The sequence below is a fragment of the Streptomyces sp. 142MFCol3.1 genome, assembly GCF_000424945.1.
In the GTDB taxonomy this organism is placed as follows: Bacteria; Actinomycetota; Actinomycetes; order Streptomycetales; family Streptomycetaceae; genus Streptomyces; species Streptomyces siamensis.
On record NZ_AUKV01000022.1, the window covers coordinates 1 to 18,360 of the forward strand.

13 protein-coding genes are annotated in these 18,360 nt (G+C 71.3%); 9 read left to right on the plus strand and 4 right to left on the minus strand.

Annotated features, from left to right (window positions below; all coding sequences use genetic code 11):
• Positions 1-641 precede the first annotated feature (641 nt).
• Positions 642-1,091 carry a PTS sugar transporter subunit IIA gene (locus tag H305_RS0129185; RefSeq protein ID WP_028803576.1) on the plus strand — a complete coding sequence of 150 codons (450 nt, stop codon included), beginning with the start codon at positions 642-644 and terminating at the stop codon, positions 1,089-1,091.
• A gap of 78 nt (positions 1,092-1,169) precedes the next feature.
• Positions 1,170-2,840 carry a phosphoenolpyruvate--protein phosphotransferase gene (ptsP, locus tag H305_RS0129190; protein ID WP_028803577.1) on the plus strand — a complete coding sequence of 557 codons (1,671 nt, stop codon included), beginning with the start codon at positions 1,170-1,172 and terminating at the stop codon, positions 2,838-2,840.
• Positions 2,841-2,908: 68 nt separating this feature from the next.
• Here the strand turns inward: ptsP and H305_RS0129195 are convergent, their stop codons facing one another.
• Positions 2,909-3,802: a hypothetical protein gene (locus H305_RS0129195; RefSeq protein ID WP_028803578.1), complete on the minus strand. Its 894-nt coding sequence runs from the start codon at positions 3,800-3,802 to the stop codon at positions 2,909-2,911.
• Positions 3,803-3,824: 22 nt separating this feature from the next.
• Positions 3,825-5,033, minus strand: a complete 1,209-nt coding sequence (locus tag H305_RS0129200) for an MFS transporter (protein ID WP_028803579.1) — start codon at positions 5,031-5,033, stop codon at positions 3,825-3,827.
• Positions 5,034-5,144: 111 nt separating this feature from the next.
• Here H305_RS0129200 and H305_RS0129205 point away from each other — a divergent pair, with 111 nt between their 5' ends.
• Positions 5,145-6,464 carry an aminotransferase class I/II-fold pyridoxal phosphate-dependent enzyme gene (locus H305_RS0129205; protein ID WP_037765721.1) on the plus strand — a complete coding sequence of 440 codons (1,320 nt, stop codon included), beginning with the start codon at positions 5,145-5,147 and terminating at the stop codon, positions 6,462-6,464.
• On the opposite strand, the gene H305_RS0129210 is transcribed toward H305_RS0129205, so the two are convergent.
• The gene (locus H305_RS0129210; protein ID WP_028803581.1) at positions 6,465-8,441 is read right to left on the minus strand and encodes an acetoacetate--CoA ligase; all 1,977 of its coding nucleotides are present in this window, start codon (positions 8,439-8,441) and stop codon (positions 6,465-6,467) included.
• A 213-nt stretch (positions 8,442-8,654) separates the two neighbouring features.
• Between H305_RS0129210 and H305_RS0129215 the strand changes: the two genes are divergently transcribed.
• Positions 8,655-11,018: a TIM-barrel domain-containing protein gene (locus H305_RS0129215; protein WP_028803582.1), complete on the plus strand. Its 2,364-nt coding sequence runs from the start codon at positions 8,655-8,657 to the stop codon at positions 11,016-11,018.
• Between the two features lie 184 nt (positions 11,019-11,202).
• Here the strand turns inward: H305_RS0129215 and H305_RS0129220 are convergent, their stop codons facing one another.
• A complete protein-coding gene (locus H305_RS0129220; RefSeq protein WP_028803583.1) occupies positions 11,203-11,739 on the minus strand; it encodes an NUDIX domain-containing protein in 537 nt (178 codons plus the stop codon).
• A 263-nt stretch (positions 11,740-12,002) separates the two neighbouring features.
• Here H305_RS0129220 and H305_RS0129225 point away from each other — a divergent pair, with 263 nt between their 5' ends.
• The 5 genes from H305_RS0129225 to glpK all read left to right on the plus strand — a co-directional run bounded on the left by H305_RS0129225 (position 12,003) and on the right by glpK (position 18,241).
• Positions 12,003-12,428, plus strand: coding sequence for a Zn-ribbon domain-containing OB-fold protein (locus tag H305_RS0129225; RefSeq protein WP_028803584.1), 426 nt, complete (start codon positions 12,003-12,005; stop codon positions 12,426-12,428).
• A gap of 28 nt (positions 12,429-12,456) precedes the next feature.
• Positions 12,457-13,647, plus strand: a complete 1,191-nt coding sequence (locus H305_RS0129230; RefSeq protein ID WP_028803585.1) for a lipid-transfer protein — start codon at positions 12,457-12,459, stop codon at positions 13,645-13,647.
• 203 nt (positions 13,648-13,850) lie between these two features.
• The gene (locus tag H305_RS0129235) at positions 13,851-15,494 is read left to right on the plus strand and encodes a GGDEF domain-containing protein (protein WP_028803586.1); all 1,644 of its coding nucleotides are present in this window, start codon (positions 13,851-13,853) and stop codon (positions 15,492-15,494) included.
• A gap of 472 nt (positions 15,495-15,966) precedes the next feature.
• Positions 15,967-16,707, plus strand: a complete 741-nt coding sequence (locus H305_RS0129240) for an MIP/aquaporin family protein (RefSeq protein ID WP_028803587.1) — start codon at positions 15,967-15,969, stop codon at positions 16,705-16,707.
• A 13-nt stretch (positions 16,708-16,720) separates the two neighbouring features.
• Complete coding sequence (gene glpK / locus H305_RS0129245; protein WP_028803588.1) at positions 16,721-18,241, plus strand: glycerol kinase GlpK; 1,521 nt, start codon at positions 16,721-16,723, stop codon at positions 18,239-18,241.
• The last annotated feature ends 119 nt before the right edge of the window (positions 18,242-18,360 follow it).

Here is an 18,360-nt window from a genome sequence, read left to right on the forward strand (position 1 = left end):
AAGCACGCCGCCAGCGTTCGTCCTGAGCCAGGATCAAACTCTCCGTGAATGTTTACCGGTAATCCGGTCGAACACCACGAGAGCGGAACCGTCCGAGGAATAATCGGACGGTTCACAGCGTCCTCGCTGTGCGCCTGCCGAACACTGCCCGGCAGGACTTTTTCAAAGGAACCTCGTCCCAGCCGTATGGCCGGAGACGGGGTATCAACATATCTGGCGTTGATTTTTGGCACGCTGTTGAGTTCTCAAGGAACGGACACTTCCTTTGTACTCACCCGAGAGACTGTCTCAGGCTTTCCTCCGGGCGCTTCCCTTCGGTCTTGCGTTTCAAACTCTATCAGTGTTTTTCCGTCTCCCTGACCACCGTCCCGCAGACATGCGGAAGGGACCCCGAGATAGGATCTGACAAGTTGGGTGCTGCCAGGCAAGGACGCTTGGTGGCGTCGCTCGGCCCCGGGCAGGTCTACGACTCTACATGCGGGCCTGGAGCGGGCGCAAATCGTTTCCGCTGTGTCCTTCGGTCTCCAAGCGGGATCACTCGCGCGGAACCGCCACTTCATATGACATACCCTGCTCAACAGTGTGCCGTCCGGGACAGGCAGTGACGGCCCATATGAATCTCCACCCCTGGGAGGCTTCCCATGACCACCGTGACGTCCCCTATCGCAGGACGCGCCATCGGGCTGTCCGCGGTACCGGACCCCGTCTTCTCCGGGGCCATGGTCGGCCCCGGCATGGCGATCGAACCCGTCCGTGAGCCTGCCGAGGCTGTCTCGCCCGTCGACGGAGTCATTGTCTCGCTTCACCCCCATGCCTTTGTCGTCGTCGACAGCGAGGGCCACGGCGTCCTCACTCACCTGGGCATCGACACTGTCCAGCTCAATGGCGAGGGCTTCGAGCTCCTCGTGAACAAGGGGGACACCGTGACGCGCGGCCAGGGCGTCGTGCGCTGGAACCCGGCCGCCGTCGAAGAGGCCGGCAAGTCCTCGGTGTGCCCGGTCGTGGCTCTCGAGGCCACGGCGGACTCCCTCTTGGACGTCCGCGAGGACGGCGACGTGAAGCCCGGCGACGCGCTCTTCAGCTGGCAGTGACTTCAGCGCCGTCCAGCACGGCGGCTTGGGACAACCACCGCGGCGGCGGAGCCCGCCGCACTACCGGAGACGGGTGAGATGGAGACAACGCTGCGAGGCGTCGGCGTGAGCCACGGTGTGGCGATCGGCGAGGTTCGGCACATGGGGACGGCGGTTCTCGAACCGCCTGCCAAGCAGATCCCGGCGGAGGACGCGGAGCGCGAACAGGGGCGTGCCCGCAAGGCCGTGGAGGCGGTGGCTGCCGATCTGATTGCGCGCGGCAATCTGGCGGGGGGCGAAGCCCAGGCGGTGCTCGAGGCGCAGGCCATGATGGCCCTGGATCCGGAGCTGATGGCGGACGTGGAGCGGCGGATCGCGGTCGGCAGCACGGCCGAGCGCGCGGTGTACGACGCATTCGCCGCGTACCGGGCGCTGCTCGCCGGTGCCGGTGAGTACCTCGCCGGGCGCGTGGCCGACCTCGACGATGTGCGGAACCGTATCGTCGCCCGGCTCCTCGGCGTGCCGATGCCCGGTGTGCCGGACAGCGACGAGCCGTACGTTCTCATTGCGCGTGACCTCGCGCCCGCGGACACCGCGCTGCTCGACCCCACTCTGGTGCTCGGTTTCGTCACCGAGGAAGGTGGGCCCACCAGCCACAGCGCGATCCTGGCCCGCGCGCTCGGCGTCCCGGCCGTGGTCGCGCTGCCGGGTGCGGGTGAGCTCGCGGAGGGCACGGTGATCGCCGTGGACGGCAGCACCGGTGAGATCTTCGTGGAGCCGAGTGCCGAGAAGAAGGCGCAGATGGAGGCCGCGGCGGCGGAGCGCAGGGCGGCGCTCTCCGCTGCGACGGGTCCGGGTGCCACGTCCGACGGTCACAAGGTGCCGCTGCTGGCGAACATCGGTGGTCCGGCGGACGTGCCGGCCGCGGTCGAGGCCGGTGCCGAGGGCGTGGGTCTGTTCCGCACCGAGTTCCTCTTCCTCGACGACAGCAAGAAGGCGCCGTCCGAGGAGAAGCAGGTCGAGGCGTATCGCCAGGTGCTGGAGGCGTTTCCCGAGGGCCGTGTGGTGGTGCGGGTGCTGGACGCCGGTGCCGACAAGCCGCTCGACTTCCTCACCCCGGCCGACGAGCCGAACCCGGCACTGGGCGTGCGGGGCCTGCGGACGCTTCTTGACCACCCGGAGGTGCTGCGCACGCAGCTCAGCGCTCTCGCGAAGGCTGCCGAGGGGCTGCCGGTCTACCTCGAAGTGATGGCTCCGATGGTGGCGGACCGCATCGACGCGAAGGCGTTCGCTGACGCGTGCCGTGCGGCCGGGCTGCAGGCGAAGTTCGGTGCGATGGTGGAGATTCCGTCGGCCGCGCTGCGGGCGCGGTCGATTCTGCAGGAGGTCGAGTTCCTGTCGCTGGGGACCAACGACCTCGCGCAGTACACTTTCGCCGCCGACCGGCAGGTGGGCGCGGTGTCCCGTCTGCAGGACCCGTGGCACCCGGCGCTGCTCGACCTGGTCGCGCTGTCGGCCGAGTCGGCGAAGGCAGAGGGCAAGAGCTGTGGTGTCTGTGGTGAGGCCGCCTCCGACCCGCTGCTCGCGTGTGTGCTGACCGGTCTCGGGGTCACCTCCCTGTCGATGGGTGCGGCGTCGATTCCGTATGTACGGGCGACGCTGGCCAAGTACACGCTGGCCCAGTGCGAGCGTGCCGCCGCTGCCGCTCGTGCCGCGGACACGGCGGAAGAGGCGCGGGCCGCGGCGCAGGCGGTGCTGTCCGGCGAGTAGCCGGTCCGCGTCGTCGACGACGGTCCTTCTCGGGGCGCTCCACCTGCGGGTGGGGCGCCCCGAGGCGTTCAGTGCGTGTGGCCGGTGGCTTCTCCCGCGTCTCCGAGGTCGGGGGGTACGCAGTAGTCGACGCCGGACTCCGGGGAGACGAGGTCTCCCGTATCGGCGTCGGTGCAGTAGGCGTCGAAGACTTCGGCGGCCGTGAGGGGCTCCAGCCGTTCGCCGCGCAGGCGCCATCCGTAGACCCGGTCGGAGGTGCCCGCCGCGGTGGTGCGCATGACGAGTCCGCCGGAGCTGCGGGTGGCGATGCCGAGGGCGAGGACGGTGGTGAATTCGAGGGCTTCCGACTCGTCGACGCGGTTCGCGGTGTCGGGTTCGTCGTCGGCCCGGAGCGCGGCCACGAGTGTTTCGGGGGCGGCCGAGACGGTGCAGACGAGGTGGAGGTGGCCGGGGCTCGCTGTTTCGATGATGCGGGTGAGGAGCCGCGCGGCTCGGGCGAAGGCGGCGCGGCCGATGTCGACGCCGCAGGAGGCGCAGGCGCCGATCCGGGCCAGCAGTGTGGTCGCGTACTCCCAGGTGGCCTTGCGGACGGCCTCGTCGACGAGGGCCGGGACGAGTTCGTCGAGGGGCTGGCCTTCGTAGGGGACTGTGGCTCCGGTGGCGGCGAGTTCCGCGGTGAAGCGGGTGCGGCTGGCGGGGGTGTCGGGTTCGAGGCCGCTGGTCGCGCAGTACTCGGCGTACTCATCGGGGTCGAAGAGGGCCACTGTGGTGTGGCTGCCCTGTGCGGAGAGCGTCCTGAGCAGGGACTCGATCTGCTGGAGATAGGTCGTGTGGTCGTCGAAGGCGAAGGTGCGGTACCGCCGCATCGCGGTGAAGTCCTCGTCGTCGGTCAGCAGGCCGATGGTGCCGGCGATTTCGCGGCGCAGGACGCGTCGCATGCGCTGGGTCTGGGTGTTGGTCATGTTTCCCCCTGTGCACGGTCGATCAATGCTCACTCACAGTAACCGTAGGCACTGACAACGCCGGTCGGGGCAGGCGTTCGCGCACGATGCGGTGCTGGAACAGGCAGGTCACGGCGATGGTCGCGCCGAAAGCCGTCCAGCCGAGGGGACCGGCGGCGATGGCCGCGGTGACGGCGAGTGGTCCGATGCCGCGCTGCGCGGACTGCGCCAGCCCGTGCACGCCGAGGTACGCGCCCTGGGCGCTGTCGGGGGCGAGGGCGACGGAGAGTTCCCAGGAGACGGTCGCGTGGAGCATCTCGGCCACGGTGAAGGCGATCGCGGCGCCGGTGAGGAACAAGGTCGTGGTGACGGCTCCGCCGGTGGCCGAGACGGCCATGGCCGTGCCGCCGAGGGCGAAGACGGCGGACAGGGGGATCAGCAGGGCGCGTGCGGCGGCCGTCGTGGCGCCGAAGCGGGCCAGGGGGACCTGGAAGGCCACCACCATCACGTTGTTGAGGACCATGAGCAGGGGTGCGAGGCCGTGGGGTGCGTGGTCGGAGTGGGCGATCCACAGCGGCAGTCCGACCTTGAAGACCGCGTCGTCCAGGAAGAGCACGGTGTCGCTGGCGACGTAGGTGAGGTAGGCGCGGTCTCGCCAGGGGCTTCGAGGTCGTTCGGTGGGGGCCGTGTTCTTCGACGAGGTGACGGTGCGGGTGGCCGAAGGAGGTTCGCCGCAGCGTGTGGTGAGCAGGGCGACGGCTGCGAACGACACGGCGTCGCCGAGGAGGAGCCATCGGTAGGCGGCGGCGGTGCCGACGGCGAGGGCTCCGGCGGCGGCGAGGCCGCCGAGAGCCCATCCGGCGTTGGCGACGGTGCGGTTGACGGCCTGGTAGCGGACGCGGTCCGGTCCGGCGAGGCGGGTGGCGTACAGCTTGGTGAGGACGTTGGCGGCGCGGTCGCCGAGGCTGCCGACGGCTGAGAAGGCCATCAGCAGGAAGTAGTCGTCGGTGGTGAGCAGTGCGACGGAGGCGAGGGCCCGCAGGATCTGGAGGGCGGTCAGTACGCGGGTGAGGGGCAGTCGGTCGGCGATGCGCCCGCCGAGGGGGGCGCCGGCGATGCCGACCGCTCCGGAGACGGCGACGAGGGTGCCGACATGGGCTACGGACAGGTCGCTGACGTAGGTGAAGTACAGGACGGAGACGGAGGCCCACAGACCGCTGCCGATCCGGTCGACCAGTGCGATCCAGAGCATTCGGTGGCCGTCGCGGCCTCCTGGGACGTGTGTCCACCATGCTGCGGTGCGGGGCATCGCACTCACTGCTCCCCCTTGCCCGAGATTATGTATTGATACATACTCAGCAACGTGGCAACACAATATGTGATCAGTGGTACGACGGCCAAGGGAATTGCGTCGTCCGTCGAACGAGGCGTGGCCGAGGGCGCGTTGGAGCCGGGGAGCGCGCTGCCTCCGGTGCGTCGCCTCGCCGACGACCTCGGCGTGAGTCCGGGCACGGTGGCGACGGCCTACAAGGAGCTGCGGAGCCGCGGCATCGTGACGACCCGCGGTCGTGGTGGGACCGTGGTCGCCGCCGCCCCGGCGGTCGCTTCGCGAAGGCCGCCCAAGGTGCCGGACGGCCTTCGCGACTTGGCCGGCGGGCATCCGGACCCCGAGCTGCTCCCCCATCTCGTGCCGCCGTCGCGGCTCTCCCCCGGGGCTCGTTCGCACCGGGCCACTCCCCGGCTGGCGCGCCTGGAGGACGCGGTGCGGGAGTGGCTGGAGCCCGACGGAGTGCCCGCGGACCAGGTGACGTTCGCGCACGGCGCGCTCGACCTCATCGGGCGGCTGCTGTCGGTGGAGCTGCGGCCGGGCGACGGCGTGGCCATGGAGGACCCGGGCTATCACCATCTGCTGGACCTGGTCACCGCGTTGGGGCTGCGCACCGTGCCGGTCGCGGTGGACGACCAGGGCATGCGCCCCGGGGCGTTGCGCACCGCTGTGCGGGCCGGTGTCCGTGCGGTGGTGTACAGCCCGCGGGCGCAGAACCCGTACGGCGGGTGCCTCTCGGCGGAGCGCCGGGACGCGCTGATCGACGTCGTGCGGGAGCAGCCCGACCTGCTGGTCGTGGAGAACGACCACGCCTCCGCCGTCGCGGACGCGCCTTTGCGCTCACTGACGTCGGGCGGCCTGACGCGGTGGGTTCATGTGCGGACCGTCAGCAAGTTCCTGGGGACCGATCTGCGGTGGGCGGCGGCGGCCTGCGATCCGACGACGCTCGCCCGGCACGACGGCCGGATGCTCCTGACCTCGGGCTGGGTCAGTCATCTGTTGCAGGAGACGGTGTACGGGCTGATGAAGGACGACGGCACGCGCGCGTTGGTCACGCGCGCCCAGGAGGCGTACGGGCTCAGGCGGAAAGCCCTGGCGCGTGAGCTCGCCGAGCGGGGCGTGCAGGCCCACGGCGTGAGCGGAATGAACCTCTGGGTGCCGGTGCGGGACGAGTCGGCCGTCGTGAACGGTCTGCGGTCGCACGGCTGGTGGGTCGCGGCGGGTGCCCGCTTCCGGCTCGCCTCCGCCCCCGGCGTCCGGATCTCGGTCGCGGAGCTCGAGCCCGCCGGCGCGGCACGGCTGGCCTCGGACTTCGCCACCGTGCTGGGCGAGTCCGAGGCCACCTACGGGGGCTGATCAGGCGCGTTCGCGGGCCAGGTCCTCGTAGAAGCGCAGCAGTTCGACGTTGTCCACGGAGCCGACGTTGACCGCCTTCTCCAGAGTGGCGCCTTGGAGGAGGCGCTTGACGGGGACCTCGATGCGCTTGCCCGTGAGGGTGTGGGGGACTCCGGGGACCTCGATGACCTCGTCCGGGACGTGACGCGGGGACAGCTGCTCGCGAATCGTCTGCTTGATGCGGCCCAGGAGGGCTTCGTCGAGCACAGCTCCGGGGGCGAGGTGGACGAACAGGGGCATCCAGTAGCCGCCGTCGGGCTGCTCGATGCCGATGACGAGCGACTCCTTGATCTCGGGGAGGCGCTCGACGGCTTCGTAGATGTCGGCCGACCCCATGCGCACGCCCTGCCGGTTGAGCGTGGAGTCGGAGCGACCGTGGATGACGACGGAACCGCGCGAGGTGACGGTGATCCAGTCTCCGTGCCGCCACACTCCGGGGTACGTGTCGAAGTAGCTGTCGTGGTAGCGGCTGCCGTCGGGGTCGTTCCAGAAGCGGATGGGCATGGACGGCATCGGGTTGGTGACGACCAGCTCGCCGACCTCGTCGACGAGGGGCTTGCCACTGGGGTCCCAGGACTGGAGGTCGGTGCCGAGGCCCGGGGCCTGGAGCTCGCCGATGTGCACCGGCAGTGTGGGGACGGCTCCCGCGAAGCAGGAGCACACGTCGGTGCCGCCGCTGACGGACGCGATCCACAGGTCCGCTCCGGTCTCGGCGAACTCGTCGTGGAGCCAGCGGAACCCGTCGGGCGGCAGGGGCGATCCGGTGGTGGCCACGCACTGCACGCGCGTGAGGTCGAAGTCCCGGGCCGGGTGGACGCCCGCCTTGCGGCAGGCCATGACGTAGGCCGCCGAGGTGCCGAAGAGGGTCGCTCCCGTGCGTTCGGCGATGCGCCACTGGGCACCCGTGTCCGGGTATCCCGGGCTGCCGTCGTACAGGACGATGGTGGTGCCGGTGAGCAGGCCGGAGACGAGGAAGTTCCACATCATCCAGCCCGTGGACGTGTACCAGAAGAAGCGGTCCTCGGGGCCCAGGTCGCAGTGCAGGCCGAGCTGCTTGAGGTGCTCGACCAGGATGCCTCCCTGCGACTGGACGATGGCCTTGGGCAGGCCGGTCGTCCCGGAGGAGTAGAGCACCCACAGGGGGTGGTCGAAGGGCACCTGCTCGAAGACGGGGTCCACGTCGGCGGAGGTCAGCGCGGACCAGTCCAGGGCACCCTCGGGTGCCTGGGTGCCGAGCAGCGGGATGTGTACGACGGCACGCAGCGTGGGCAGCTCGCGGCGCAGTTCGGCGACGGTGTCGCGGCGGTCGTGTTCCTTGCCGCCGTACCGGTAGCCGTCGACCGTGAACAGCACCACGGGTTCGACCTGCTGGAAACGGTCGAGGACGCTGCGGGCCCCGAAATCGGGGGCGCAGGACGTCCAGACGCCGCCCACGGCGGCCGTGGCGAGCAGGGCGACGACAGCCTGCGGGACGTTCGGGAGGTAGCCGCTGACGCGGTCTCCGGGGCGTACGCCGAGGGCGCGCAGCTCGGCTGCCAGGGAGCCGACCTGCCGGCGCAGCTCCGACCAGCTCACGGGGGTCGGCTCGTGCGTCTCGTCGACATGCAGGAGCGCCGGTTCGCCCGGACGGGTCTCCGCCGCGCGCAGGGCGTGCTCGGCGTAGTTGAGAGTCGCCCCCGGGAACCACTCGGCTCCGGGCATCGAGCGGTCGCCCAGCACGCGCGCGCAGGGGGTCGAAAACCGTACGTCGAACCACTCGGTGACGGCTTTCCAGAAGGTGTCGAGCTCGTCCACCGACCAGCTGTGCAACGCCGCGTAACCGCCGTCGGCGGGCGCTCCATGCTGCTCGGCCGCCCAGGCCTGGAACCTCGTGATCTGGGCTCGCGCGATGCCTTCCTCTGTGGGCTGCCAGAGCGGCGTGGCGTTCGCGGTGGACATGGGGCGGCTCCCGGTCTGTGCGCGTCGTGTGCGTCTGTCGCGCACGAGCGGGGGTGTGCGCGTCACGCGGCTGACACGGACGATGCCATGTGATCGACTTCAGCACCAGGGTGCGCCACACATAGTCAGCAACGTGAAGATGTGGCGTCGCCATGGGTGAACGGCAGTTGAACGACTCACCCGTATGGCGCTGTCAATGGCAGGGTGAGCAGCATGGACGGTCGTGACCTGGTGCGTTCGGTGAAAGCGGTCGGTTCGTGGGGTACCGCCCAAGGGTGGCGCACCGTCCGGGCCGCATGGCGCAGGAGGCGTACCGACGCCGCCGGGTTGCCGCAGCGGGGCGCCGAGCGGGCGCGGGTGCCGGGCCCGGTACAGGGTGTGGAGCCGGAGCCCGGCGGTGGTGTCGTCCGTTTCACCAGGTCCGAACTGCGGATCACGGTCACGGCCGGCGGAGCGGTCTTCTGGGGCTGGGACGGGGCCGGTCCGGAGCCGTCCTACGCGCTCGCGGGCAGCTCCCCCGAGCCCGACCCGCGCGCGATCCTGGAGCCGGACAAGGAGGGCGGCTGGCGGGTCGTCTCCGAGCGGGTGACCGTCGCGGTCTCGCTGCACGGCGCGGTCGAGGTGCGTACGCCCGGAGGCGTGGTCCTGCGCCGCGATCTGCCGCCCCGCTGGTGGGAGCCTGTCGACGGTGGCGCGGCCCGCTGGATGCAGCGCTCCGAAGTGGCGGCCGACGCTCGCTTCTTCGGTCTCGGCGGGCGGGCGACGGGGCCCCGGCTCCGCGACGGCACGTACCGGCTGTGGAACACGGACCCGGGCCGGCCCTTCGGACCCGAGGACGACCCCCTGTACATCACCATGCCGGTGCAGATGGTGGTCGCCGACGCGGCCACTCACCTCGTGTTCCACGACACGACGTGGGACGGCACGGTGACCTTGCGCGAGGGCGAGGAGGGCGCCGGCTCCGGGCACGACCGAGCCGGGGCGTGCGAGCTGCGCATGGACGGCGGCCCGCTGCGCTGCTGGGTCATGGTGGGCACCCCCGCGCGCGTGCTGCACGCCTGGGCCTCGCTCACCGGGGCGCCCGCGCTGCCCCCGGCCTGGGCTCTGGGGCACCATCACGCGCGGTGGGGTTTCGGCAGCGAGCAAGAGGTACGGCGGATCGTCGCCGGGTACGAGGAGCGCGGTCTTCCGCTCGACGCGGTCCACCTGGACATCGACCACTACGACGCGCACCAGGTGTTCACGGCCGACACTCAGCGCTTCCCGAAGCTCCCGCTGCTCGCCGAGGAACTGCGCCGCGACGGCATCCACCTGGTGTCGATCATCGACCCCGCGGTCAAGGCCGAGCCGGGCACCGCCGTGTACGACAGCGGGCTGGAGGCGGATGCCTTCGTCCGGGACGCGTCGGGACAGCTGGTGCGCGGCGTCGTGTGGCCCGGCGAGTCGGTTCATCCCGACTTCACGCACACGCGCGTGCGTGCGTGGTGGGGTGGGCTCTACGAGGAGCGGCTCGCGCTGGGGTTCGCCGGGTTCTGGCACGACATGAACGAACCGACGACGTTCACGGCCTTCGGGGAGTCGACGCTGCCCCGTTCGGCGCGGCACTCCCTGGAGGGGCGCGGCGGAGATCATCGCGAGGCGCACAACGTGTACGCGCTCGGCATGGCCCGGGCCGCCTACGAGGGGCTGCGGGAGCTCGCGCCCCAGGAACGGCCGTTCCTCTTCTCCCGGTCCGGCTGGGCCGGGATGCAGCGCTACGGCGGGACCTGGTCGGGGGACGTGGCCACCGGCTGGCCGGGACTGCGGGCGTCGCTCTCCCTCGTGCTGGGGCTCGGGCTGTGCGGGGTGCCCTACTCGGGGCCCGACGTGGGCGGCTTCGACGGAAGTCCGTCGCCCGAGCTGTACCTGCGGTGGTTCCAGCTCGGCGCCTACCTGCCGCTCTTCCGCACCCATGCGAGCCTGCGCGCGGGCCGCAGGGAGCCCTGGGAGTTCGGTCCCGAAGTCCTGGAGCACGCGCGCGTGGCACTCGTCGGGCGGCGGCGCCTCGCGCCGTACTTCATGACGCTGGCGCACCTGGCACGGCGCACGGGTGCGCCGTATGTGAGGCCCCTGTGGTGGGGCGCGCCCATGGACCGGGCGCTGCGCGACTGCGAGGACGCCTTCCTGCTGGGCGACTGCCTCCTGGTGGCGCCCGTGCTGGATCACGGGGCGGACCGGCGTGCGGTGCAGTTGCCCCGGGGGCGGTGGTACGACACGGTCACCGAGGCGGCCTACGAGGGTCCGGCCCAGGTGCTGGTCGACGCTCCGTTGTCACGTGTCCCGGTGCTGGCGCGGGCAGGCTCCGTCATCCCTGTGCGGGGTGCCGACGGCGGTCTGGAGCTGGAGGCGTGGGCTCCCGCCCGGGGCCGCACCGGCGGCGGGCTCGTCGTGGCGGACGCGGGCGACGGGTGGGACGAGCCGGAGATCGAGCGGTACGTGACGCGGTGGGAGGGCCGACGGGTGGTGGTGCTGCGGGACGACGAGGACGGCCGGACCGAGCCGTCCTGCCCGGTCCGGGTGCGGGGGCTCGGTGTGTGACGGGGCCTGAGCCCGGCGCCCGAGGGTGACGGCCGGCGCACCCGCGTGATGTGCGGCACACGCGCGCGGGGCGACGTGACCGCGCGGGCGTCGAGCGAGACGGCCCGCGCGAGGCGGCCTGCCCTCGCCCCTCAGGCGACCTGCCCGTGCGCGAGCGACGCGCCCGTACGTGCAGTGGGCCGTCTCAGATGTACCGGCCCTCGAACCACGCCCGAGCCGCCAAGGTGTGCAGCGGGAAGGCGAGTTCGACCGGCCTGCGCAGGAGGTGCCAGCCCTCCGTCTCGTCCGTGGCGGCCGACGGGGGCAGCTCGGCCGCCGGACGCTCCGGAAGGAGCCCGAAGAGCAGCAGATGACCGGCGGGAGAGCTCATCGCGTCGGCGAGCCGGACGTCCCGGCTCGCCACGTCGATGCCCGTCTCCTCCTTGAGCTCGCGCGCGACCGCGTGCCGCCAGTCCTCCCGGTGGTCGATGAAGCCCCCGGGCAGGGCGATGCCTCCGCGCGCGGGGGCGATGGTCCGGGTGATGACGACCAGGGCCGTACCCCTGGCGTCGTAGACGGGCTGAAGGGCCACCGCGACGGGGAGCGGATTGCGGTACGCCACGGTCCCGCAGGCGGCACAGGTGCGGGGCCAGCCGGAGATGCCCTCTTCGTAGGGGGCACCACAGCTCGAACAGTGGGAGTCCGGCGCGAAGTCGGCGGGTGGATGCGGGGTTGCGGACACGCCGCGGACTGTATCCGATCATCGGAGGAACGTCTTCACATGTGGCCGCCCGGACCTGCGAGCGCTCCCCGCCGGGGCGCCGGCGGCGGGGTCGGCCGGGACCACCCCCGTGGGCCCCGGCCGTCCCCACAGTCAGAGCGACGCCGTGGAAGCCCGTGTGGTTGACCGTGACGGCCTGCCCAATTCCCGTTGCCCGTGACACACTTCTGACGTTCCGTCAGATACTGCACCGGGGAGAGGTCTTGTCGCGTACACGCATGCCTGTGGTGACCGGGTGGTTCGCAGGAGAGGGAGACGGCTTCCGCCTCCTCGGCACACGCTGCTCCGCGTGCACCTCGGTCTTCTTCCCTCGCGAGGACGCGTTCTGCCGTAATCCCGGCTGCCCGGGGGGCGAGCTCGCCGAGGTGCCGCTGTCCCCGCGCGGTCGCGTCTGGTCGTACACGGACAGCCGGTACCGGCCTCCGTCACCCTACGTGACGGACCCGGAACTCTCGTGGGAGCCCTACACGTTGATCGCTGTGGAGCTGGAACCCGAACGCATCGTCGTGCTCGGCCAGGCGGCTCCCGGGATCACCGTCGCCGATCTGACGGTGGGCATGGAGGTGGTGGTCGTCCCGGGTGTGCTCAATGAGGACGCGGAGACGACCTGGACGACCTGGCACTGGCGGCCGACGGCGGTGGCCGCATGAGCGGCACACGGTTCAGGGGGGTGGCGGTATGACCGGCGAGGTGGCGGTGCTCGGCGTGGGCATGCACCCGTGGGGCAAGTGGGGCCGCGGATTCGTCGAGTACGGAGTGACGGCCGCGCGGACCGCACTGGCCGACGCCGGGATCGACTGGCGCGACGTCGGGTCGATCGTCGGCGCCGACACCGTCCGCGGCGGCTATCCGGGACATGTGGCGGGAGCGACGTTCGCCAAGGCACTGGGCTGGCAGGGAGCACGGGTCGCGAGCGTGTACGCGGCATGCGCGTCGGGGGCGCAGGCCCTGGACACGGCGCGGGCGCAGATCCTCGCGGGCGTCGCGGACGTCGTCCTCGTGGTCGGCGCCGACGCGGCCCCCAAGGGGTTCTTCCGGCCGGCCGGCGGGGATCGGCCGGACGATCCGGACTGGCTGCGGTTCCGGGTGCTGGGCGCGACGAATCCGACGTACTTCGGGCTGTACGCGAGACGACGCATGGCACTGCATGGAGACACACTGGAGGACTTCGCACAGGTCAAGGTGAAGAACGCCGCGCTGGGATCCCTCAACCCGCACGCGCGGTACCGCAAGAAGGTCACCGCGGAAGAGGTCGCGGGGTCCGCGGTCGTCGCCGATCCGCTGCGGCTCCTCGACATCTGCGCGACCTCGGACGGCGGCGCGGCCGTGGTGCTGTCCAGCATGGACTTCGCGCGCCGGCACGGACCGGCCGATCCCGTGCGGATCCGCGCGGTGTCCACGGTGACCCCGACCTATCCCAACACGATGCTCGACCTGCCGGACATCGCCACGGACTCCGCGGTCGCCGTGCAGCCGGCCGACGACACCTTCCGTGCGTCGATCGCGCGCGCGGCGTACGAGGAGGCCGGCATCGGGCCCGAGGACCTCTCGCTCGCCGAGGTGTACGACCTGTCCACAGCCCTGGAGTTGCAGTGGTACGAGGACCTCGGACTGTGCGGCGAGGGCGAGGCGGCGAAGCTGCTGCGCGAGGGTGCCACCTCGCTCGGCGGACGCATACCGGTGAACGTCAGCGGCGGTCTCGCCTCCTTCGGAGAGGCCGTTCCGGCCCAGGCGATCGCCCAGGTGTGCGAGCTGACCTGGCAGCTGCGCGGCAGCGCGGGCGACCGTCAGGTGGCCGGGGCCCGCCTGGGGATCACCGCGAACCAGGGTCTGTTCGGACACGGCTCCTCGGTCGTCGCGGTGCGCTGAACCGGCAGGCCCTGCACGACGGTTCCACGGATCCGGCCCCGCCCTGCGCGCGCCGCTGAGGGCGCGCTCGGCGGGGTCGGCGGCTCCGGCCGTCCGGCCGGTGCCGGCCCGGCCGCCCGCACTCTGTGTGACGACCTCGGAATCCTGCGTGAACAGCTCATGAATCGCCCCCGGGCGCGGACGGGCGGCGACATCATGCTGCCGTGCCCTCCTGGACGGATACGGTCCGCTTCGCCTTCCAGCCGGTCGTCAATCTGACGACCGGAGGGGTCTCGGCGCTGGAGATACTCGCCCGCCCCGAGGCCGGCGACATCCTGGCACAGGCCCGCCGCGACCCCGAACTGGACGGCCGACTCGCCGCGTTGGCCATCCGGGCCGCCGCGCGCAAGGAGACGCTACTGCCGCTGCACGTCAATGTGTTCGCGGGAACCCTCGCCGACCTCGGCGGTCTGGCGGCGCTGCGCGAGGCGGTGCGCGAGGCCGGACGGCTTCCCTGGGAGGTGACCGTCGACATCGGCCCGCCGTACACTCACGTGCCGCAGCACGCCCTGCTGGAGGCGGTGACCGCGGTGCGTGCCGAGGGCTTCCGGATCTGCGCGGACGGGGTCGGCGACGGCGACGTACCGCTGCGGCTGCTCACGGACCTCGCTCCCGAGCTGATGAAGCTCGACGCGTCCCTGCTGACGCGGCCCGCGGCGGTACGGGCGATGCGGACGCTGTGCGAGCAGCTGGGCGCGCTGCTGTCCGTCGAGGGGGTGGAGACGGAGTCGCAGTGCGCGGCGGCGGTGTCGGCGGGCGCGCAGCTGGCGCAGGGCGACCTGTTCGCGCCGCCCGCTCGGCTGCCCGCGGCGGACGTATACGTTCCGGCCCTCTCCCCCGCCCACTCCGCTTCGCCGCGGTCCGGGCCCTCCGTACGGCAGTTCGTGCGACCCGCCGCGCTGCTGCCCGCGACGGCCTCGGCGGGACAGGTACGGGCGCTGCTCACCGGCTCGCCCGACGTGTCCGGGGTGCTGCTCGTGAACCCCTCCGGAGTCCCCGTACGGTCCGTGCACCGCTCACGGTTCCTGCTGTCGATGTCCGCCCGCTACGGTCACGCGCTGTACGCGGACCGCCCGGCCGCCAAGCTCGGCGACCCGCCGCGCACCGTCGGCGTCGACGCCACGGCCTGGGAGGTCCTGGACGTGGTCGCGGACGGGGACCGGGACCGTACCTCCGACGACGTCGCCGTCGTCGACCGGTACGGGCGCTGCGTGGGCGTGGTGCGCCTCGCCGACCTCGTGCGCGCCCTGGCGGAGAACCGGGTCGAGGAGGCCGCGGCGCTCAACCCGCTGACCCGGCTGCCCGGTTCGGACGCGATCACCGGTGAGGTGGACCGGCGGATCGCGGACGGCCGGCTGTTCGCACTCAGCTGGCTGGACGTCGACCACTTCAAACAGGTCAACGACGGGGCGGGGTTCGCCGCGGGGGACGAACTGATCCGCTCGGTGGGGCGCGCCCTGCAGCACGCGGCGTCCGGGGCCACCCGCGTGGGGCACATCGGCGGAGACGACTTCCTGGTCCTCGCCGATCCGGACACCCTGGACCCCCTGGCCACGTCACTCCTGGACGCACCCTGGTCCGCGGGCGGCCGAGCGATCACCCTCTCGCTGGCCACGGTGCTGTGCGCGCCCGGCAGTGTCACCGATCATCGGCAGGCCGCCGCCTGCCTGGCGCCGCTCAAGAAGGCCGCGAAGGCGCTGAACGGGGCCAGTTGGGTGCTCGGGCGAGCGGGACTGCCCGGCCACGAGGTGCGGCGCGGCCCGGGAACGGCGCCGGTGCGTTCGTCCGGGCAGGCCGTGGCGGGCTGAGCGGCCGTGGTGCGCTGAGCCGCTCGCCTTCGCGGTGCCGAGCCGTTCGCGGTGCCGAGCCGGACGGTCGCCCCCCCCACGGACGGGCCACACGGCGGTGCCGAGCCGGACGGCCCCGGCACACGGACAGGCCGCCGTCGACGGACCCGACGCGTCCGGGGCCCTCCACGTCACGCCCCCTTTGCGGCCTTCGAACCGTTGCAGTCCGCTACCTTGACGCCCCCTGGGCACCGGTGAACACTTCCGGGTGTCAGTCGGCATCGCCGCATTCGGGCGTCTTCAGGCACCGCACCGCTCGGGTTTCGACCTGCACCCAGGCCGTCCCCCCACGGGCGATTCCGCTGCGACGGCACGCTCGTCACGGACGCCGGGCGGGGCGCGGGACATCCCTGCCCTCGGCTGAAGTGGCCATGGGAAAGCACCCTGCACGGTGGCCCGGGCCAATCCCCCGGGCGAGGGCCTAGGAGCCGCCATGAGCAACGAAGACATCTTTGTCGGCGAGTTGATCGGCACCGCGATCCTGATCCTCTTCGGCGCCGGAGTGTGCGCCGCCGTCACCCTCAACAAGTCCAAGGCACAAGGTGCCGGCTGGGTGGTCATCGCGTTCGGATGGGGCTTCGGTGTCCTGGCCGGCGCGTACACCTCGGCACCGCTTTCCGGAGGCCAGATCAATCCGGCGGTCACGATCGGCTTCGCGATCGAGGGCTCCACGAAGTGGGAGGACGTGCCCTTCTACATACTGGGCCAGTTCGCCGGAGCCATGATCGGGGCCACGCTCTGCTGGCTGCTCTACCTCGGGCAGTTCAACCTCAACGCCGAAGAGGACAAGGCCATCGAGACGCTGGGGATCTTCTCGACACGGCCCGAGATCAACAACCCCGTACAGAACCTGATCACAGAGGTCATCGCCACCGTCGCGCTGATGCTGCCCATCCTCGCGCTGGTCGGCGGGAGCAAGCGCGTCGCGGGCATCGGCGACGCGGGCCTGCCCGTCCTGCTCATCTCCCTCCTCGTCGTGGGCATCGGACTCTCGCTGGGCGGCCCCACCGGGTACGCCATCAACCCGGCCCGCGACCTGGGACCGCGTCTCACCCATGCATTGCTGCCGATCCCCAACAAGGGCACCTCGGAGTGGAGTTACTCCTGGATCCCGGTGGTCGGCCCGATCGCGGGCGCCGCCATCGGGGCCGCGATCTACAACGCAGCCTTCTGACGAAGGGGACGTCATGACGGACCATGCCGAGAAGTACGTCGCCGCAATCGACCAAGGCACCACCTCGAGCCGCTGCATCATCTTCAATCGGGCAGGCGCGATCGTCGCCGTCGACCAGCGCGAACACCGCCAGATCTTCCCCAAGCCGGGCTGGGTGGAGCACGACGCCACGGAGATCTGGTCCAAGGTGCAGGCCGTGGTCGCGGGAGCGATCGCCAAGGCCGGACTGCGGGCCGACCAGTTGAGCGCGCTCGGCATCACCAACCAGCGCGAGACGACGGTCCTCTGGGACCGGGCCACGGGCAAGCCCGTGCACAACGCAATCGTCTGGCAGGACACCCGTACGTCCGCGCTGTGCAACGAACTGGGCGGCACGGACGGACAGGACCGCTTCCGCGAGCAGACCGGACTCCCGCTGGCCAGCTACTTCTCCGGCCCCAAGGCGGCCTGGCTGCTGGACAACGTGCCAGGACTGCGGGCGCGGGCCGAGCGCGGTGAGATCGCCTTCGGCACGATCGACTCCTGGCTGATCTGGAATCTGACCGGCGGCACGGACGGCGGACAGCACGTCACCGACGTGACCAACGCCGGGCGCACCATGCTCATGAACCTGGACACGCTCCAGTGGGACTCGTCCATCCTGTCCGCGATGAACGTCCCCGAGGCGGTGCTCCCGGAGATCAGGTCCTCGTCCGAGGTCTACGGCAGCGCCGTGGGCCAGCTCTCCGGCGTGCCGGTCGCCTCCGCACTGGGCGACCAGCAGGCCGCGATCTTCGGGCAGGCCTGCTACGACGTCGGCACGGCGAAGAACACGTACGGAACCGGCAGCTTCCTGCTGCTCAACACCGGCAACCGGCCGGTGCCGTCGAAGAACGGGCTGCTGACGACGATGGGGTACAAGATCGGCACGGAGGCGCCGGTCTACTGCCTCGAAGGGGCCATCGCGATCACGGGCGCACTGGTGCAGTGGTTCCGCGACCAGCTCGGCATCATCCGCAGCGCCGACGAGATCGAGACGCTGGCGGCGAGTGTCGAGGACAACGGCGGCGCGTACATCGTGCCCGCCTTCTCCGGCCTGTTCGCCCCCTACTGGCGCTCCGACGCACGCGGTGTCGTCACCGGGCTCACTCGGTACGTCACCAAGGCGCACCTCGCCCGCGCGGTGCTGGAGGCGACCAGCTGGCAGACCCGCGAGGTGGTGGACGCCATGTACCAGGACTCCGGGGTGCAGATCACCACCCTCAAGGTCGACGGCGGCATGACCAAGAACCAGCTGCTGATGCAGCATCAGGCGGATGTGCTGGGCGTGCCGGTGATCCGTCCGAAGATCTCCGAGACGACATGCCTGGGCGCGGCGTACGCGGCCGGGCTCGCCACGGGGGTGTGGAACGACCTGGACGAGCTGAAGTCGCACTGGCAGAAGGACGTCGAATGGACTCCGTCCATGGATGCCTCGGTGCGCGACCGCGAGTACCACAACTGGCGCAAGGCGGTGGAGAAGAGCTTCGGCTGGCACGAGGACGACGTCAGCTGAACAGTGTTCACGCGCGCATGCCTCTCGGACGCTCCACGCGCGCGTGCTCGACTGCGGCCCGTACCCCGGTCGGCGAGGGTACGGGCCGTACCTGTGCGCGGATCGCGGCGGCGAGAGCC

What these genes read in the sequence shown, in the direction of transcription:
- H305_RS0129215 (WP_028803582.1), top strand. Translation starts at nt 8,655, where the DNA reads ATGGACGGTCGTGACCTGGTGCGTTCGGTGAAAGCGGTCGGTTCGTGG.
- H305_RS0129210 (WP_028803581.1), bottom strand. Translation starts at nt 8,441, where the DNA reads ATGTCCACCGCGAACGCCACGCCGCTCTGGCAGCCCACAGAGGAAGGC.
- H305_RS0129185 (WP_028803576.1), top strand. Translation starts at nt 642, where the DNA reads ATGACCACCGTGACGTCCCCTATCGCAGGACGCGCCATCGGGCTGTCC.
- glpK (WP_028803588.1), top strand. Translation starts at nt 16,721, where the DNA reads ATGACGGACCATGCCGAGAAGTACGTCGCCGCAATCGACCAAGGCACC.
- H305_RS0129195 (WP_028803578.1), bottom strand. Translation starts at nt 3,802, where the DNA reads ATGACCAACACCCAGACCCAGCGCATGCGACGCGTCCTGCGCCGCGAA.
- H305_RS0129230 (WP_028803585.1), top strand. Translation starts at nt 12,457, where the DNA reads ATGACCGGCGAGGTGGCGGTGCTCGGCGTGGGCATGCACCCGTGGGGC.
- ptsP (WP_028803577.1), top strand. Translation starts at nt 1,170, where the DNA reads ATGGAGACAACGCTGCGAGGCGTCGGCGTGAGCCACGGTGTGGCGATC.
- H305_RS0129240 (WP_028803587.1), top strand. Translation starts at nt 15,967, where the DNA reads ATGAGCAACGAAGACATCTTTGTCGGCGAGTTGATCGGCACCGCGATC.
- H305_RS0129200 (WP_028803579.1), bottom strand. Translation starts at nt 5,033, where the DNA reads ATGCTCTGGATCGCACTGGTCGACCGGATCGGCAGCGGTCTGTGGGCC.